This is a genomic window from Actinokineospora enzanensis DSM 44649 (assembly GCF_000374445.1).
GTDB classification, from domain to species: domain Bacteria; phylum Actinomycetota; class Actinomycetes; order Mycobacteriales; family Pseudonocardiaceae; genus Actinokineospora; species Actinokineospora enzanensis.
This window is the reverse complement of record NZ_KB894412.1, coordinates 69584-84496: the sequence shown is the minus strand read 5'-3', so window position 1 is coordinate 84496 and position 14913 is coordinate 69584. Positions and strand designations below refer to the sequence as shown.

Sequence of the window (14913 nt, the reverse complement as noted above, 5' to 3'; positions counted from 1 at the left end):
CCGAACGGGCCGGTGGCGTCGCGGGGGCGCCACCGGCCCGTTCCCTTGTCCCGGCGAGCGAATCCGGGAGTCCCTTGTCGGATCCTGGTCCCATGGACGCGGAACGGGCGGGCATCCCTGTCGGATGCCCGCCCGCTCCCGTCCTGTGTGGCGCGGGACTCAGCTCAGCTGAGGGTCACCGCCACGTCGTCCACGACGAAGGACGTCTGCGCCCCGGCGTCCTCCACACCGGTGAACTTCAGCTGGAAGGTCTGGCCCGCCAGCCCGGACAGGTCGACGGTGCGCAGCTGGTAGCCGTTGCCCGCGTCGACGTTGGAGTACGAGGCCAGGGACTGGCCGCCGCCGGTCACCGACAGCTTGTCGTAGACCGTGCCGCCCACCTCGGCGGTGTCGATGTGCAGGTAGTAGCTCAGCGTGGCCCGGCAGCCCGCCGGGATCGTCACCGACTGCGCGACGCTGTCGGTGTGCGTCGAGCCCCAGCCGTTCAGCCACGCGTCGTACGAGCCTGCGTGGGCGGGCTCGCCCTGGCCCGCGTACTGGCCGATGACGCCCGAGGTCTGGGTCCACGAGGTGGCACCGGACTCGAAGCCGCCGTTGGCGACCTTCTGGCCGCTGCAGCCGCCCGGGGGAGTGGTGGTCGGGGTGGTGCTGGTGGTCGTCGGGCTGGTCGGCGGCGTGGTGGTGCCACCGCCGGTGCAGGTCGGCTCACCCGACTGCGCCGGGACGCTGACCGCGGTCCACGCGGCCTTCACCGTGTTGAACGCGGTGCAGTCGTTGGGGTACAGGTTCTTGGCCGCCTGCAGCGTCCAGACCCGGTACTTCAGGTACGAGCTGGCCGAGGTCTTCATCAGCATCGCGTTGTACATGATCTTGATGGCGGTCTGGATGCCCAGCCCGGACACCGAGGAGTTGTTGCAGGTCGGGCTGCTCGGCTTGCCGCCGCCCGGGTTGCTGCCCTCGGCGACCAGGTAGAACCAGTGGTTGCCGGGACCGGCCGCCGCGTGCACCTCGGCGCTCGGGACGCTGCTGGAGTAGCAGTTCGGGTCGCCGTTGACCAGCGACGGGTTGTACATGTTGCGGATCGGGCCGCTGCCGACCAGGTTGACCTCCTCGCCCACGGTGTAGTCGGGGGTGTCGTAGGGGGCCGACTCGTTGGCGAAGGCCTCGGTGGCCGCGCCGAAGGTGTCCGCGACGAACTCCTGGGTGTTGCCCTGCGAGATCGCGCCCGGGGTGTGGTCGTCGATGCCGTGGCCCATCTCGTGGCCCAGCACGTCCAGCGAGCCGATCCAGCCGCCCGCGTTGTTGTGGCCGACCTGCACCTGCGAGCCGTCGTAGTAGGCGTTGACCTGGCTCAGGCCGACCCGGATCGGCCACGCGCCGCCGTTGCCGTCCATGCCGTTGCGGCCCAGCCACTGGCTGAGCATCTTCTTCTCGGTCTGCGCGGTGAACATCGAGTCAACGCAGCCGGTCTCCTTGGAGCTGGCCTGGCCGTTGCCCCACGAGTCGGTGCTCTTGCTCAGCGGCGAGCTCGGGCTGTTGACGTCCGCGCAGTACAGGTTGGTGATGTTCGGGTCGCGCATCGTGTAGGTGCTGCCCGAGTGCGTGGTGTCGATGGACACCGTGCCGCTGTAGGCGGAGTTGCCGCTGCCCTTGGTGACGTGCTCCTGGCTGTGCAGCACCTTGCCGTCCAGCGCGTCGGTGTAGACCGACAGCCTGCTGTACTCGCCCGCGGTGGAGGTGCCGTTGACGGTCGTCTCCCACGCCAGCCGCGGCGTGCCGAGCGACACCACGACGAGCCTGCTGCCCTCGACGGCGTTGACCGCCTTGAGCTGCTTGCGCGCGGTCGCCTCCGCCTGCGCCTGGGTGAGCTTCGCGGTGGTGGCCACGCCCTGGATGGTCTGCTCCTGGGCGACCGAGGTGTACTTCACCGCGCCCGCGTTGTCGGTGACGACGACGAAGTCGCCGCCGACCACCGGCAGGCCCTTGTAGGTGCGGTCGTAGGACACGTACTGCGTGCCCGCCGACCCGTAGACGCCGCGCTGCACGAACGCGTCGTCGGCCGAGGCGTGCAGGGCCGCGGGCCGGGTGGCGACCAGGGCGGAGGCCGCCTGCAGGGCGGTGGTCTGCGCCTGGGCCTGGGTGGCGACGGCGGGCGACTGGTGCGCGCCGGGGGCGGCGATCGCGGTGCCGATCACCACCAGGCTGGACACCACCGCGCCGCTCACGGCGAGCAGGCGATGAGTGGACTTCATGATTGCTGGCTCCTTTCCCGCGCGCGCCGCGCCCGACCGGGCGCGGCGAAACGAGCGGAAAATGCAGGGTGGGAAACGCAGAAGGTGAATCGAATCCGAATGGCGTACACGGCCGAGCCTCTTGCTCCCTCGCGGCTCTCCCGTCTTCGCGTTGCCATCGGATCGGACGTTCAGACGTTAACTCCGGGCCAGGTGCCGGGGAACATCGAGATATTCACACCGCGCAAGTGTTAATCCACCAATTCGGGCACCGGTCGCGGAAAAGGGCAAGTGGACTGTCCGATTGCTCCGAACCGCCCGACTCCGGGGGGTGCCAGGCAACGCCCTGTTATGGGCATCATGAATGGCTCCACCGGATGGCCGCACGGCCGGTCACCGGTTGTGCGCGGGCCCCCGAGCGGGAAGGCTCGCGCCATGGGCACCTCCCCGGACGCGCGCGAGCACGAGCGGGCCGCGCGGCTGCTGGCCGGGCTCCCGTTGGTGCTGTGGGCGGCCGACGCCGGGACCGGGCGGGTCACCGGCGTGTCCGACCAGGCCGAGGCGCTGCTGGGCTACCCGGCCGCGCGCTGGCTGGAACCGGGCTTCTGGGCGTCCGTGGTGCATCCCGACGACCTCGCCGCGAGCCTGCGCGCGCGGTCCGGCGACGACGATCACGAGCTGGACATCCGCGTGGTCGCCGCGGACGGCCGGGTGCTGTGGCTGCACGACGCGGTGCACGTGGTCCGCGCCGACGACGGCAGCCCCCGCTCGCTGCGCGGCGTGCTGGTCGACGTCACCGCCCGCCGCGCCGCCGAGGAGCGCGAACGGTTCCTGGGCGCGCTCGAACGCGAGCTGCAACCGCTGGCCGACGCCGAGGAGATCATGGCGCTGGCCGCGCGCAGGCTCGGCGAGCACCTCGACGCCGACCGCTGCGCCTACGCCCGCGCCGAGCCGGACGAGGACCATTTCGTGATGAGCGGCGACCACGCCACCGGCCTGCCGCCGCTGCCGGGCCGGTTCGCCATGTCCGCGTTCGGCGCGGGCGCGCGCGCCGCGATGCGCGCGGGCGAGCCGTGGGTGGTGGTGGACGCGTTCGACGACCCACGGCTGGACGACCTGGCCGCCTACCGGGTCACCGGCATCCGCGCGGTGATCTGCGTCCCGTTGTCGAAGTCCGGCCGGTTCGTCGCGGCCATGGCGGTGCACCAGGCGACCGTGCGGCACTGGACACCGGCGGAGGTCGAGATCGTCGGCGTGGTGGGCAACCGTTGTTGGGAATCGCTGCAACGCGCGCACGCCGCGCGGGCATTGCGGGAAAGCGAACAACGATATCGGACATTGGTGCAACGCGCGACCGACGGAATCTGGATAACCGACGACCGGCTGCGCTATGTCGAGGTGAATCCGGCGGCCTGCGCACTGTTCGGATATACCCGGGAGGAGTTGCTCGGGCGCACCGCGGACGAGTTCGTCGCACCGGAGGAACTGCCGCGGTTCGCCGCACTGAACAAACGACTGGCCGCCGGAGACGTGGTCACCGAGGTGTGGAACATCCGGCGCGGCGACGGCGGGGTGGTCGACCTTGAGCTGAGCCTGCAGGCGACCCCCACCGGCGTCCAGGCGATCGGGCGGGACGTGACCGCCCGCGTGCGCGCCGACGAGGAACGTGAGCTGCTGCTGCGGCGTGAGCACGAGATCGCCACCGCCCTACAGCGCAGCCTGCTCCCGCGCGAGCTACCGCAACTGCCGCGCCTGTCCACCGCCGCCCGCTACCTCCCGGCCTCGAAGCACACGCGCGCGGGCGGGGACTGGTATGAGGTGTTGCCGCTGACGGACACGGTCGTCGCGCTGTCGGTGGGCGATGTCGTCGGCAAAGGGCCCAACGCGGCCGCGGTCATGGGGCAGTTGCGCAGCGCGCTCGCGGGCTACCTGCTCGACGGCCACACCCCCGCGGGTGCGTTGGAACGGTTGGACGCGTTCACGTTCCGCACCAACGGCGCAGTGGGCAGTACCTGCGCGTGCCTCACCTTCGACTGGACCACCGGCGCGCTGACGTGGTCACTGGCAGGCCACCCGCCGCCGCTGTTGTTGACCGCCGACGGACCGCGTTACGTCACCGGCGGCGCCGGGGCCGTGCTGGGCGTGCCCGGCCGCGCCCGCTACGAGGACTGCACCGCGATCCTGCACCCCGGCGACTCCGTCGTCCTCTACACCGACGGGCTCGTGGAACGCCCCGGCGTCGTGATCGACGAGGGGCTCGACCGCTTGGCCGAGACCACCCGCGGCGCGGGCGACCTCGCCCCGGACGCGCTCGCGGGCCGCGTCATCACCGCCCTGCGCGACGCCGACGGCTACGGCGACGACGTGGCCCTGGTCGTCGCCCGGTTCATCCCGCCGCCGCTGTCCTACCGCCGCCTGCCCGCCACCCCGGCCGAGCTGGGCCTGCTGCGGGTGTCCGTGGACGCCTGGGCCACCGAGGCCGGCCTGTCCCGCGAGCTGCGCAACGACCTGCACCTCGCGCTCGGCGAGGCCGCGGCCAACGCCGTCGAGCATGCCTACCCGCACGGCGGCGGCGACTTCGACGTCCTGGTCGCGCACACCGGCAACGGCGGACTGGAGGTGCAGGTCCGCGACCGTGGGCGGTGGCGCCCGGAACCGGCGGACAACAGCCACCGCGGCCGGGGCGTGAACATGATCCGCGCGCTGGCCGAGGCGGTCGCCTACCACCGGTCCGCCACGGGTACCACGGTCGACTTCCGCATCCCCGCGCCGGTGCCGCTGCCACCCGCCCCGATCGCACGGGCGCTGCGCGGCCCCGTCCGGATCATCCGGCTCACCGGCACCATCGACATGGCGGGCGCGGCGACCCTGCGGGAGACGCTGCTGGCGCAGGTGGCGCGGGAACGGATCGCGATCGACCTGACCGCCGCGGACTACCTGAGCAGCTCCGGGGTGGCCATGCTGCTCGACGTGGCCGCCGCCCGCCCGGACCTGCCGCTGACGGTCACCGCCGCCGAGGGCAGCGCGCCCGCGCGGATCCTCACGCTGTCCGGGTTCGGGGATGCGCTGGAGATTCGGATCGTGCGGGCCTGACCCGGGCAACCCACACTGCCGCGATCAGCCCCAACGCCGCGAAACCGGCCAACAGCAAGGGAATCCGGACTGGGGAGTCCGGGTCCACCGCCGCCCCCATGATGCCCGGGTACACCACGTTGCCCGCCATGCAGCTCATCAGCACGATCGAGTTCGCGAACCCGCCACGGGTGGTCGAACCCGCCACCCACGCCAGGATCGTCGGGATGATCGGCGCCAGCCCCAGCCCGGTCACGATGTAACCGGCGACCGCGAGCGAGGGCTGCGTGGCGAGCAGGAGACCGAGCACCGCCGTCGCGAAACCGGTGAGGATGAGCCGGGTCGGATGGGTCACCACCAGCGGCAGCACGATCCGGCCGACCGCCAGCCCCGCCCAGAACAACGACGCCCAGCGCGCGGCGGCGTCCGGGTCCGTTCCGATCCAGGTCAGGTGCGTGCTGATCCACGCGCCCGCCGAGGTCTCCAGTCCCGCGTAGAGGAACGTGACCACCGCGAACGGCAGCGCCAGCTGGAGCGCCGACACCGTGCCGCCGCCGTCGTGCTCGGGGAGACTGGTGGCACTGCCCATGACCGGTAGGCACAACGCGATCAGGGCGGCGATCGACAACAGGGTCCACCGCACGTCCACCGGCGCAGTGACGGCTACCAGCATCGGCCCGAGGATCGCGCCCACCCCGTACGCCGCGTTGAGCAGGTTCACCATCAACACGCCCCGAGGCCCGCGCGCGAACGACGTGTTCAAGTGCAGACCGAGACCGCCGTACCCGGCACCCGCGACAACCGCGCCGATCAACACCACCGGCCAACTCGGCGCCAACCCCGCGCACACGAGACCACCGGCGTACACACTGACCAACGCGGCCACCGTCAGACGCGGCGGCAGTACCCTCTCCGCCAGCCCGCACCCCAGGATCGCCACCAGCGCCCCCAGGTTGTACGCGCTGATCACCGACCCGCCGCCGGTCTCGCCGAGGTCGAACCGCGCGCGCAGGAACGGCAGCGCCGCACCCCAGCCGCCCGCGACCAAGCCGAACGCGACGAACAGCCCGAATGCCGCGATGACGGGCAGCAGCGGTCTTCGCACCCGGGCCTCCTGGCGGTTTTGTCTCACAAGTGGATAAAATCGGGTCCGCCCCCACGGTAAGTGAAGGAGCGGCCCGTGGATAGACCCGTACGGCCGACTGCGGTCGCCCGCCTCCTGCGCCTCATGCACGAGTCCGGACCGATGAACCGCGCCACCGCGACCACCCGGCTCGGGCTCACCCGCACGGCGGTCGGCGAGGCCGCCGCCTGGCTCACCGAACGTGGCGTGCTCAGCACCGAGCAGGGCCCGCCCGCAGGCCGGGGCAGACCGTCACCGCTACTCGCGCTCGCCCCGCGCGGCCCGGTCGTGATCGCCGCCCACCTGCGGCCCCGGCGCGTCGACATCGCCGTGGTCGGACTCGGCGCGCGCGTCGTGAGCCGGACGAGCCACCGCGTGGGCGCCGCGCCACAGGCCGCCCTCACAGACGTGGCCACACACATCGCGGCAGCCGTCGACGCCACCGGACGGCCGTGCGTGGGCGTCGCGGTCGGGCTCGCGGGCATGACCAGACCGGGCGGCGTCGTCCGCAACGCCGTGCACTTCGGCTGGGACCGCGTCCCCGCCGAACAGATCCTCCGCGAACACCTGCCCCCCGACCTGCCCGTCCGCCTGGAGAACGACTCCGGCCTCACCGCCCTCGCCGAGTACCGCCGGGGCGCCGGACGACACCCCGGCACGGTGCTCGTGCTCGCCTGCGAGCACACCGGCATCGGCGGCGCCCTGATCACCGACGGCACCACCCACCACGTCCTGGAGGCCGGCCACCTGTCCATCGACCCGCACGGCCTCGACTGCCCCTGCGGCCAACGCGGCTGCCTGGAGATGTACGCCGACGCCCGCGCCGTGCTCCGCGAGGCCGCCGCGACCGACCTCGCCGACGTGTTCGCCCGCGCCGAACTGGGCGACCCACGCGCCCGGTACGCCGTCGACACCGCCGCCGACCACCTCGGCTCCGGCCTGGCCAGCCTGGTCAACATCGTCGTCCCGGCCCGCGTCGTCCTCGCGGGCGTCCTCGGCGACCTGCACCGCCTGGCGGCCCAGCGCGTACACGCCCACCTGGCCAGGTCCGTGGTCGCCCGCACCGACGACACCGAGGTCGTCGCGGGCGCGGCCGCCGACTCGGTACTGGTCGGCGCCGCCGAGCTCGCCTTCGACCCCTACCTGGCCCACCCGCGCACCCCCGGAGGAACCCCATGACCACGGCCGTGCTGTTCGACCTCGACGGCGTCATCATCGACTCGCGCGCCGCCATCGAGGCCTCCTGGGCGGAGGTGCTGGCCAGGTACGCGGGGCGGGAACTGACCGAGCGCGACATCCACGAGCACGTCCACGGCCGCCTCGGCGACCACACCGTCGCCGCCCTCTTCCCGGACCACACCGCCGACAAGCGCGCCGCGATCTGGGTGGAAGCAGGCGAGATCGAGGCCCGCACAGACTTCACGTTCATCCCCGGCGCGCGCGCCATGCTGGACGCGTTGGTGGAGCGGGGCATCCCTGTCGCTCTCGTGACCGGGAGCGGCGCGGAGAAGGTCGCGCGCGTGAAGTCGTTACTGGACAACCCTTTCACGCGTACGGTGACGCGCGAGGACGTGACCAAGGGCAAACCCCACCCCGAGCCGTACCTGAAGGCGTGCGAGCTACTGGGTGTGCCGCCCGAGCACGCGGTCGTCTTCGAGGACTCCCACAGCGGCGTACGCGCGGCAGTGGCGGCGGGAGCCCGATGTGTGGGTATCGGGGATCCGGACTTGATCCGCGAAGGCGCACTGCACACCGTCCCCGACTTCACCCACCTGACTTTGTCCACCGCCGATGGCACCCACCACCTCTCCGGCCTCCCCAGCCCGCTGCGCCTCTAGACCGGCGTGGCTGCGATCATGCGGTCGAGTAGGTCGCGGGCGGTGGTGAGCTCCTCGATGGACGCGGTGATCCGGTCGCGTTCGCGGTTCATGTACGGCACCAACTCCGGACACCCCGGCGCCAACACATCCGCCGCGGGAACCATGCACGGCAACATCTCCGCGATCAACGCCGTGGACAACCCCGCCGCCAACAACAACCGCACATGCCGCACACGCTCGACATCCGCCGCGGTGAACACCCGATAACCACCCGCGGTCCGCGCGGGCTGCAACAACCCCTGCTCCTCGTAGTACCGCAACGCCCGCTCACTGACCCCGGTACGCCGCGCCAACTCCCCGATCCGCATGTGTCCTCCCTCACGGCCTGTCGCCTTCGCCTTGACCCTCACGCCGACGTGAATGTTTACCGTGCCCCCATGACAACCACCACGATCCTCGGCCTCGGCCCGATGGGCCAGGCGATCGCGACGGCATTCCTGGCCGCCGACCAGCCCACGACGGTATGGAACCGCACCCCCGGCAAGGGAGAGGACGTCGTCGCCCGCGGCGCCACCCGCGCCCCGACCGTCACGGAAGCGGTATCAGCCAGCGACCTGGTAATCACCAGCGTTCTCGACTACGCCGCGGTGCACTCCATCCTGGAACCCGCGACCGCCGCGCTGGCAGGCCGAACCCTGGTCAACCTCACCTCGGACACCCCCGACCGCGCCCGCGCCATGGCAACCTGGGCAGCCGCCCACGACGTCGCCTACCTCGACGGCACCATCCTGAGTCCGACCCCCACCATCGGCGGCCCCGACGCGGTCATCCTGCTCAGCGGCCAGGAAGACCTCTACCGCGCCCAGGAACCGGTGCTGTCCTGCCTGGGCAAACCCACCTACCTGGGCCCCGACCCGGGCCGCGCCGCCGCCTACGACGTCGCCCTCCTCGACCTGTTCTGGACCTCGATCGCGGGCCTCGTACACGCCTTCGCCCTGGCCCGCGCCGAAGGCATCACCCCAGCCGACCTGGCCCCGTTCGCCACCGGCATCGGCTCCCTGCTGGCCCCCACCACGGCCAACCTCGTCCACAACCTCACCCGGGGCACCCACCCCAGCGACATCTCGTCGATCACCTCGGCCGCCACCGGCATCTCCCACGTCCTCGACGCCGCCCGATCCCACGACCTCGACACGACGATCCTGGCGGGCGCCGCAGCACTGACATCCCGAGCCATCACCGCCGGAGCCGCCACCGACGGCATCACCCGCCTGGTCGACTTCGTGTCAGAAAACGTTGCCACATAAGCAAAATCCCCCCAGTGGAGCGTCGACGGTTGAGATCGAATGACCGGTGGTACGTCCTGCGCACAACCTGCACCGCATTGCGAAACCGGAGTTCGCCATGCCCATGACCACCCAAACCGCCACCCACCCCACCCCGACCCGCCACACCCGCCCGATCGACGAGGCCGAATACAACGACCTCTGCGAGTGCCGCTGCACCCGCCTCCCCGGCACCCACACCGCAGGCCAATGCGCCACGACTCCATAGTGGACAATCGAGCGGCGAACCCGCCGCAGACTTTCCCCGGCCTGCGATCCCACGCGGTTCTCGCCCCGGAGCCCTGGCCCACGATCGCATCGGGCGCGTGTCGCGGACCACGCTGGACACGCAGTGGGCCCGCACGCGATGGGCTTTCGATCACCTGAGCCCGTCCCGGATTCCCTCCGGGCAGGCGGATCGGCGGGGCCCCATGGGCGCGCGCAGGCGGGCGCGAGGCGGCACACCCGCGTCGACACCTGATCCGCCGGTGCCCGCTCCAGCGGGCCTTCTCGAAGCCACTCTCTGCCGCTGAGCCAGTCCGCCAAGCGCCGGATGCGCTATGCCGACTCGCCGCCTGGCTGCTCACCTGGCCTGACTGGCCGTTTGGCCTGGTTGGCCGTCTGCCTGGCCTGACTTGACTGGCTACCTGCCCTGGCTGCCTACCTGGCTTGACCGGCCACCTGCCTGGCGTTTGCTTCCCGCTCGCCCCCACCTCTTTACTCGCAACGAACGACACGCCCGGGAAAGTTCCCTGTCCACAGCGCCTGATGGGGTGAACCGCTCGTCACTCTTCGGGTTCGGCAGGGGCAGGGGGCGGTGTGAGGGTGACGGCGGCGGCTTGGCGGACTTCCTGGACGGTGGCGGGGGCGTCGAGCGGGAACAGGCCGTCCAGGCCGCGTTCCAGCCGGGACGAGCGGATGGCGGACTTGACGGCCAGGAAGACCGTGGTGGCCAGGGTCATGGGGGCCTCGCCGATCTCCTTTGTGGACAGGGAGTCGTCCGGGAGAGCGGCGAGGTCGCGGGGGAACAGGTGGGTGTTGAGGCGGAGTGGGATCGTGGGGACGGCGGGTGGCTGGTAGCGCCAGGTGTTCGTGGTGTTGAGGCGGCCGGTCTCGGGGCCGTCCGGTTGGTGCACCAGCTGTTCGGTCAGGACGTGGCCGATGCCCTGCACGAACCCGCCCTCCACCTGGCCGATGTCCAGGGCCGGGTTGAGGCTCCAGCCGACGTCGAAGACGAGGTCGGAGCGGAGGACCTTGGTCTCGCCGGTGAGGATGTCGACCTCGACGACGGAGCACGCGGCCGAGTAGGTGAAGTCGTGGAACGTGTCCACGCGGCTGTCGACCCGGGCGTCCCTGGCGACGGTGATGCCGGGGATGTCGTGCTGGTCGGCCATGGGTTTGACGGTGGGCGCGGGCAGCGGGATCTCGCCGCCCGGGATCCGGGCCGTGTGCGAGACCGTGAGGTCCTCGCGCAGCCGGTGGGCGACCTGGACCAGGTTCTGCCAGATCAGCCGGTGGGTGTCGCCGGGGCCGGGGACGCTGGTGGCCCAGCCGTGTTCGGGGTGGTTCCAGAAGTCGATCTGTTGGCGGGCGCACCACTCCGGACCGTTGTCCTTGAGCATGCGGTTGCCGAACTCGGTCAGGCGCGCGCGGAGCCGTTCGCAGGCCTGTTTCACCGCCTCGACGCTGTGGTGGGTGCCGGTGCTGAGACTGGTGCTCGGGCCGTTGACGTGGATCAGGTCGAACGGGATGCCCAGCACGTACGACGCCACCTGCTCGACCCGCGTCGTCAGGCCCTGGCCCGACTCGACGCCGCCGTGGTGGATGACCACGCTGCCGTCGCCCGCGTAGGCGATGACGTGGGCGGTCGACTGGTCGGCCTGGGTCAGTCCGGTGCCGTGCTTGACCGGCATCATCGCGATGCCGCGCTTGCGCCACCGGTTGGTGCGGTTGAACGCGTCGACGGCGATCTTCTGCCGGTCGTAGTCGCACTTCTCCCGCAGGTAGGTCCACACCTCGCGCAGGTAGCAGTGCGTCAGGGCCTGGCCGTACGGGGTCACGTCGCCGCGGTGGTAGAGGTTGCGTTCGCGGACGTCGGCCGGGTCGATGCCCGCGGCGAACGCGGCGTCGTCGATCGCGGTCTCCAGGATGATCCGGCCCTGGATGTCGCCGGACGCGGTGCCCGGTGTCTTGTTGGTGCGGCAGATGTCGACCTGGGTCCGCGAGTTGGGCACCAGGTAGGCGTTGTCGGCGTGGAGCTGTACACGGTCGGCGGCCACGAACGAACAGTCGTAGAACGCGCCGCCGTCGCCCCACAGGCGGGCGTCCAGGCCGTGGATCAGACCGGTGGTCGCGTCGATGGCGATCTGGTACTGGCCGTGGAAGGCGTGCCGCTTGCCGAGCATCGCGGTGTCGCCGTCGCGCGGCAGCACCAGGCGCAGCGGGCGGCGGACCGCGTGCGCGGCGACCACGGCCGGGCCGACCACGAACCGGGCCTGCTCGGTCGCGCCGCCCACGCGCGGCACGTCGACCTCGATGCGGTGGTACTCCACACCCAGCGCCATCGCCGCCGTCTGGTGCGCCGCCATCGGGTCCACCGTGGACGGGACGATCCGCCACCGGTCGCCGTCCAGCGGTTCCACCACGCAGGCCTGCGTCTCCAGGGAGAAATGGGCCTGCCCGCCGGTGGTCTGCGCGCCGGACACCACCACGCAGTTGACGCCCGACACCACCGCGGACGACTTCGTGATCTCCCGGTCCGACGGCTCCCGATCCCGCACCCACCGCAGATCGCTACCGGGACGCGTGATCTGCCAGATGTGCGCGGTGAACTCGGCCGACTCCGGATGGTCCGGGAACACGCTGCCGACCTCCAGCGCGTGCTCCAGCGTCAGTACCGGCTTGTCGTACGGCGCTTCCCACTCCACCGGCCGATACGCGATGCAGAACTGGGTGACGTAGTCGGCGATCTGCTGCGCCGACTCCGCCGACTCCGCGACCACCACCGCGATCGCCTGCCCGACATGGCTGACCCGCCGCGCGGCGAGCAACGGCTGATCGCCGCCCATGCCCTGCAGGTTGATCCCCTGCGGTGGTACGTGCTCGTGCGTCACCAGCTCCACGAACCCGGGACAGCGCCCGGCCAGGTGCCTCGACAGCGTCGAGCGGTCCGCCGGTTCCTCGGCACCCGACGCGACGAAGTGGTAGTCGGCCAGCGCACGCAGGCTGCGCACGAACGCGGCGTGCGCGGTGGTGGGTGGCACCGGCGTCTCGTGTGTGTACCGGACCGCGCCGGTGGCCTCGTAGAACGCGCCCAGCTTCAGGTACGGCTGCGACACGGGAGCCTTCCACGGCTGCACCTCGTAGGTCTGGCTGCCGCTGCTGACCGGCCACCGCCCCCACGCGCCCACCCCGGCCGACCGGATCCCCGGCGGCACCGCCTCCGGCTCGGCGGTCAGCAGCGCGTTCACGATCGCCTTGTACAGGAATGATTCCGCCAGCCGGACCCGGTAGTCGTCGGTGACGCCCTCCCAGGGCACCTCCGCCATCCGCTCCAGCCACCGGTCGAGTTCCGCGCGGACCTCCTCCTCCAGGACGGCAGCGGGCTTGTCGAACCCGTCCAGATCCAGCGCCGACCCACGCAACGCCGCCTCCGTGGCCCGCGCGTGCCACGGATAGGGAGCGATGCCGCCGAACACGACCGCCGTGTCCACCACCGTGGTCCCGTCCAGCTGCACCACCGTGGTCGCGTTGACCAGCGAATGCGCGTTGACCTCCCGCAGCGCCACCTTCTGCGCGAACACCTTCACCGTCGGCGGCAGTACCGGCAGGTGGTAGGTGCGCAGCACCAGCCCCTCCAGCAGCACCGGGTCGTCGACCACCCGGTCGACCAGCTCGCCGATCGGCAGCCGGGCGGACTCCTCGCCCAGCAACGGCTGCCACACGGTGATCTCCGCGCCGATCGCCACCAGCGCGGTCATCAGGTCGGACGGGAACGGTTCGTCCCGCCGGATGTGCTGCAGCACCAGCATCGTGTTGCCCGCCAGCGTGGCGGAGTTGCGGACGAGAGCGCCCGCCGTGCGCCGCGCCATCAGCAGCAGCGCGCCGACCGCCGTGTCCTCCGCCTGGTCGAGCCCGGTCAGGACGGAGATCAGCTCGCGGTAGGTGGTGGCCGCGCCCACATCGATCCACTCCGCGCCCGTCTCGACGCCGACCAGCTCGGGCACGGCCTGGATGTCGACCAGCACCTCCGCCGCGCGCACCTCCGTCGGGTACACGCCGTAGGAGGTGTTGCCGTGCACCAGGCGCACCTGACGGCCCTGGTACTCGCGCAGGATGGCGCCGACGTCGGCGAGGGCGGTCGGCCGCAGCCACACCTTGCCCTCGGTGAAGATCTCCACCGGGGATGGCGGCACCCGGGCCGCGGCGGGCGGCCCCAGGTCGGGCAGCGGGCCGGGCACGACCGCCGCCAGCGCCTGCTCGCCGACGCAGGCCTGCCGCTCCTGCTCGTCGATCTCCGCCCAGTCGCCCGCGAAGGTCTTCATCCCGGTGAGGATCGACCGGTAGCCGGTGCAGCGGCAGAGGTTGCCGTCGAAGGCGTCCTCGATCGCGCGCTTGCTCGGCTCCGGGTCGTCCTCCAGCAGGCCGCACATGGTCATCACGAACCCGGGCGCGCAGTACCCGCACCGGGTGCCGTTGTTCATGGCCAGCCGGTAGGCGACCGGGTTCATCCCGGGCGGCGGGTCCTCCGGCGCGCCCGCGGCGAGCGCGACGTCCTCGGCCGCCGCCTGCCGGGCCGCCGCCGACGCCCGCGCGGCGGCGATCTCCGACGGCGTGGCGTGCGCGGCCGGGGCGCCGCCGCGCGCACAGGCGCTGTGGTGCACCAGGTGTTCCGGGGCGGGCCGCGTGGGCGTGCCGGTGCCCTCGATCGTGGTGACCGCCATCCCGTCCAGCGCGCACACCGGGCGCAGGCAGGCGTTGACCGTCCGGTGCACGGCCCGTTCGGCCTGAGCGTCCCAACTGGACAGCAGCACCGCGCAGGCGCCGCAGCCGCCCTGCCCGCAGGCCGGTTTGGCGCCGGTGAGCGCCACGCCGGGGGCGCGCAGATAGTCGATGAGCAGCAGGTCGGGCGACGGGTCGGTGATGGTCACCGGCCTGCCGTTGAGGTGGAAGGTCACGCTGTCGGTCACGAAAGCCAAGGTAGGTCCGCGCCGGATCTTGTGCCACGACCTTCTTGTGCCGCAACGGTTGTACGGGTACGGGACGTGACAGGTTGGATGATCGGTAGCCCGGCGGGGCGACGGTGATCGGGAGGATGTGCTCACGGACGATCAGCTCGCGCG

The 14913-nt window shown here is 71.7% G+C and carries 9 protein-coding genes; 5 read left to right on the top strand and 4 right to left on the bottom strand.

Annotated elements, in window-relative coordinates; genetic code table 11:
- Positions 1-164: 164 nt before the first annotated feature.
- Positions 165-2252, bottom strand: coding sequence for a M4 family metallopeptidase (locus tag C503_RS0114475; protein WP_018682932.1), 2088 nt, complete (start codon positions 2250-2252; stop codon positions 165-167).
- Positions 2253-2666: 414 nt separating this feature from the next.
- Here C503_RS0114475 and C503_RS0114470 point away from each other — a divergent pair, with 414 nt between their 5' ends.
- A complete protein-coding gene (locus tag C503_RS0114470) occupies positions 2667-5324 on the top strand; it encodes a SpoIIE family protein phosphatase (protein ID WP_018682931.1) in 2658 nt (885 codons plus the stop codon).
- On the opposite strand, the gene C503_RS39360 is transcribed toward C503_RS0114470, so the two are convergent.
- On the bottom strand, positions 5272-6408 hold the full coding sequence (locus C503_RS39360; protein ID WP_018682930.1) for an MFS transporter: 1137 nt from the start codon (positions 6406-6408) through the stop codon (positions 5272-5274). The two genes, C503_RS0114470 and C503_RS39360, sit on opposite strands and share 53 nt — an antisense overlap.
- Positions 6409-6483: 75 nt before the next feature.
- On the opposite strand from C503_RS39360, the gene C503_RS39355 reads away from it, so the two are divergent.
- On the top strand, positions 6484-7605 hold the full coding sequence (locus C503_RS39355; protein WP_156893214.1) for an ROK family transcriptional regulator: 1122 nt from the start codon (positions 6484-6486) through the stop codon (positions 7603-7605).
- Positions 7602-8264, top strand: coding sequence for an HAD family hydrolase (locus tag C503_RS0114455; protein WP_018682928.1), 663 nt, complete (start codon positions 7602-7604; stop codon positions 8262-8264). The genes C503_RS39355 and C503_RS0114455 overlap by 4 nt, the downstream gene beginning before the upstream one ends.
- Here C503_RS0114455 and C503_RS0114450 read toward each other — a convergent pair.
- Positions 8261-8614 (bottom strand): MerR family transcriptional regulator, encoded by a 354-nt coding sequence (locus tag C503_RS0114450; RefSeq protein WP_018682927.1) that lies wholly within the window; start codon positions 8612-8614, stop codon positions 8261-8263. The two genes, C503_RS0114455 and C503_RS0114450, sit on opposite strands and share 4 nt — an antisense overlap.
- Positions 8615-8683: 69 nt before the next feature.
- On the opposite strand from C503_RS0114450, the gene C503_RS0114445 reads away from it, so the two are divergent.
- Entirely contained in the window at positions 8684-9553 is an 870-nt protein-coding gene (locus C503_RS0114445; RefSeq protein WP_018682926.1) for an NAD(P)-dependent oxidoreductase, read from the top strand.
- Between the two features lie 103 nt (positions 9554-9656).
- Positions 9657-9800, top strand: coding sequence for a hypothetical protein (locus C503_RS39350; protein ID WP_156893213.1), 144 nt, complete (start codon positions 9657-9659; stop codon positions 9798-9800).
- 556 nt (positions 9801-10356) lie between these two features.
- On the opposite strand, the gene C503_RS39345 is transcribed toward C503_RS39350, so the two are convergent.
- Positions 10357-14760 (bottom strand): molybdopterin cofactor-binding domain-containing protein, encoded by a 4404-nt coding sequence (locus C503_RS39345; RefSeq protein ID WP_018682924.1) that lies wholly within the window; start codon positions 14758-14760, stop codon positions 10357-10359.
- Positions 14761-14913: the final 153 nt, after the last annotated feature.

What these genes read in the sequence shown, in the direction of transcription:
- C503_RS0114475 (WP_018682932.1), bottom strand. Translation starts at nt 2,252, where the DNA reads ATGAAGTCCACTCATCGCCTGCTCGCCGTGAGCGGCGCGGTGGTGTCC.
- C503_RS0114470 (WP_018682931.1), top strand. Translation starts at nt 2,667, where the DNA reads ATGGGCACCTCCCCGGACGCGCGCGAGCACGAGCGGGCCGCGCGGCTG.
- C503_RS0114455 (WP_018682928.1), top strand. Translation starts at nt 7,602, where the DNA reads ATGACCACGGCCGTGCTGTTCGACCTCGACGGCGTCATCATCGACTCG.
- C503_RS0114450 (WP_018682927.1), bottom strand. Translation starts at nt 8,614, where the DNA reads ATGCGGATCGGGGAGTTGGCGCGGCGTACCGGGGTCAGTGAGCGGGCG.
- C503_RS0114445 (WP_018682926.1), top strand. Translation starts at nt 8,684, where the DNA reads ATGACAACCACCACGATCCTCGGCCTCGGCCCGATGGGCCAGGCGATC.
- C503_RS39350 (WP_156893213.1), top strand. Translation starts at nt 9,657, where the DNA reads ATGACCACCCAAACCGCCACCCACCCCACCCCGACCCGCCACACCCGC.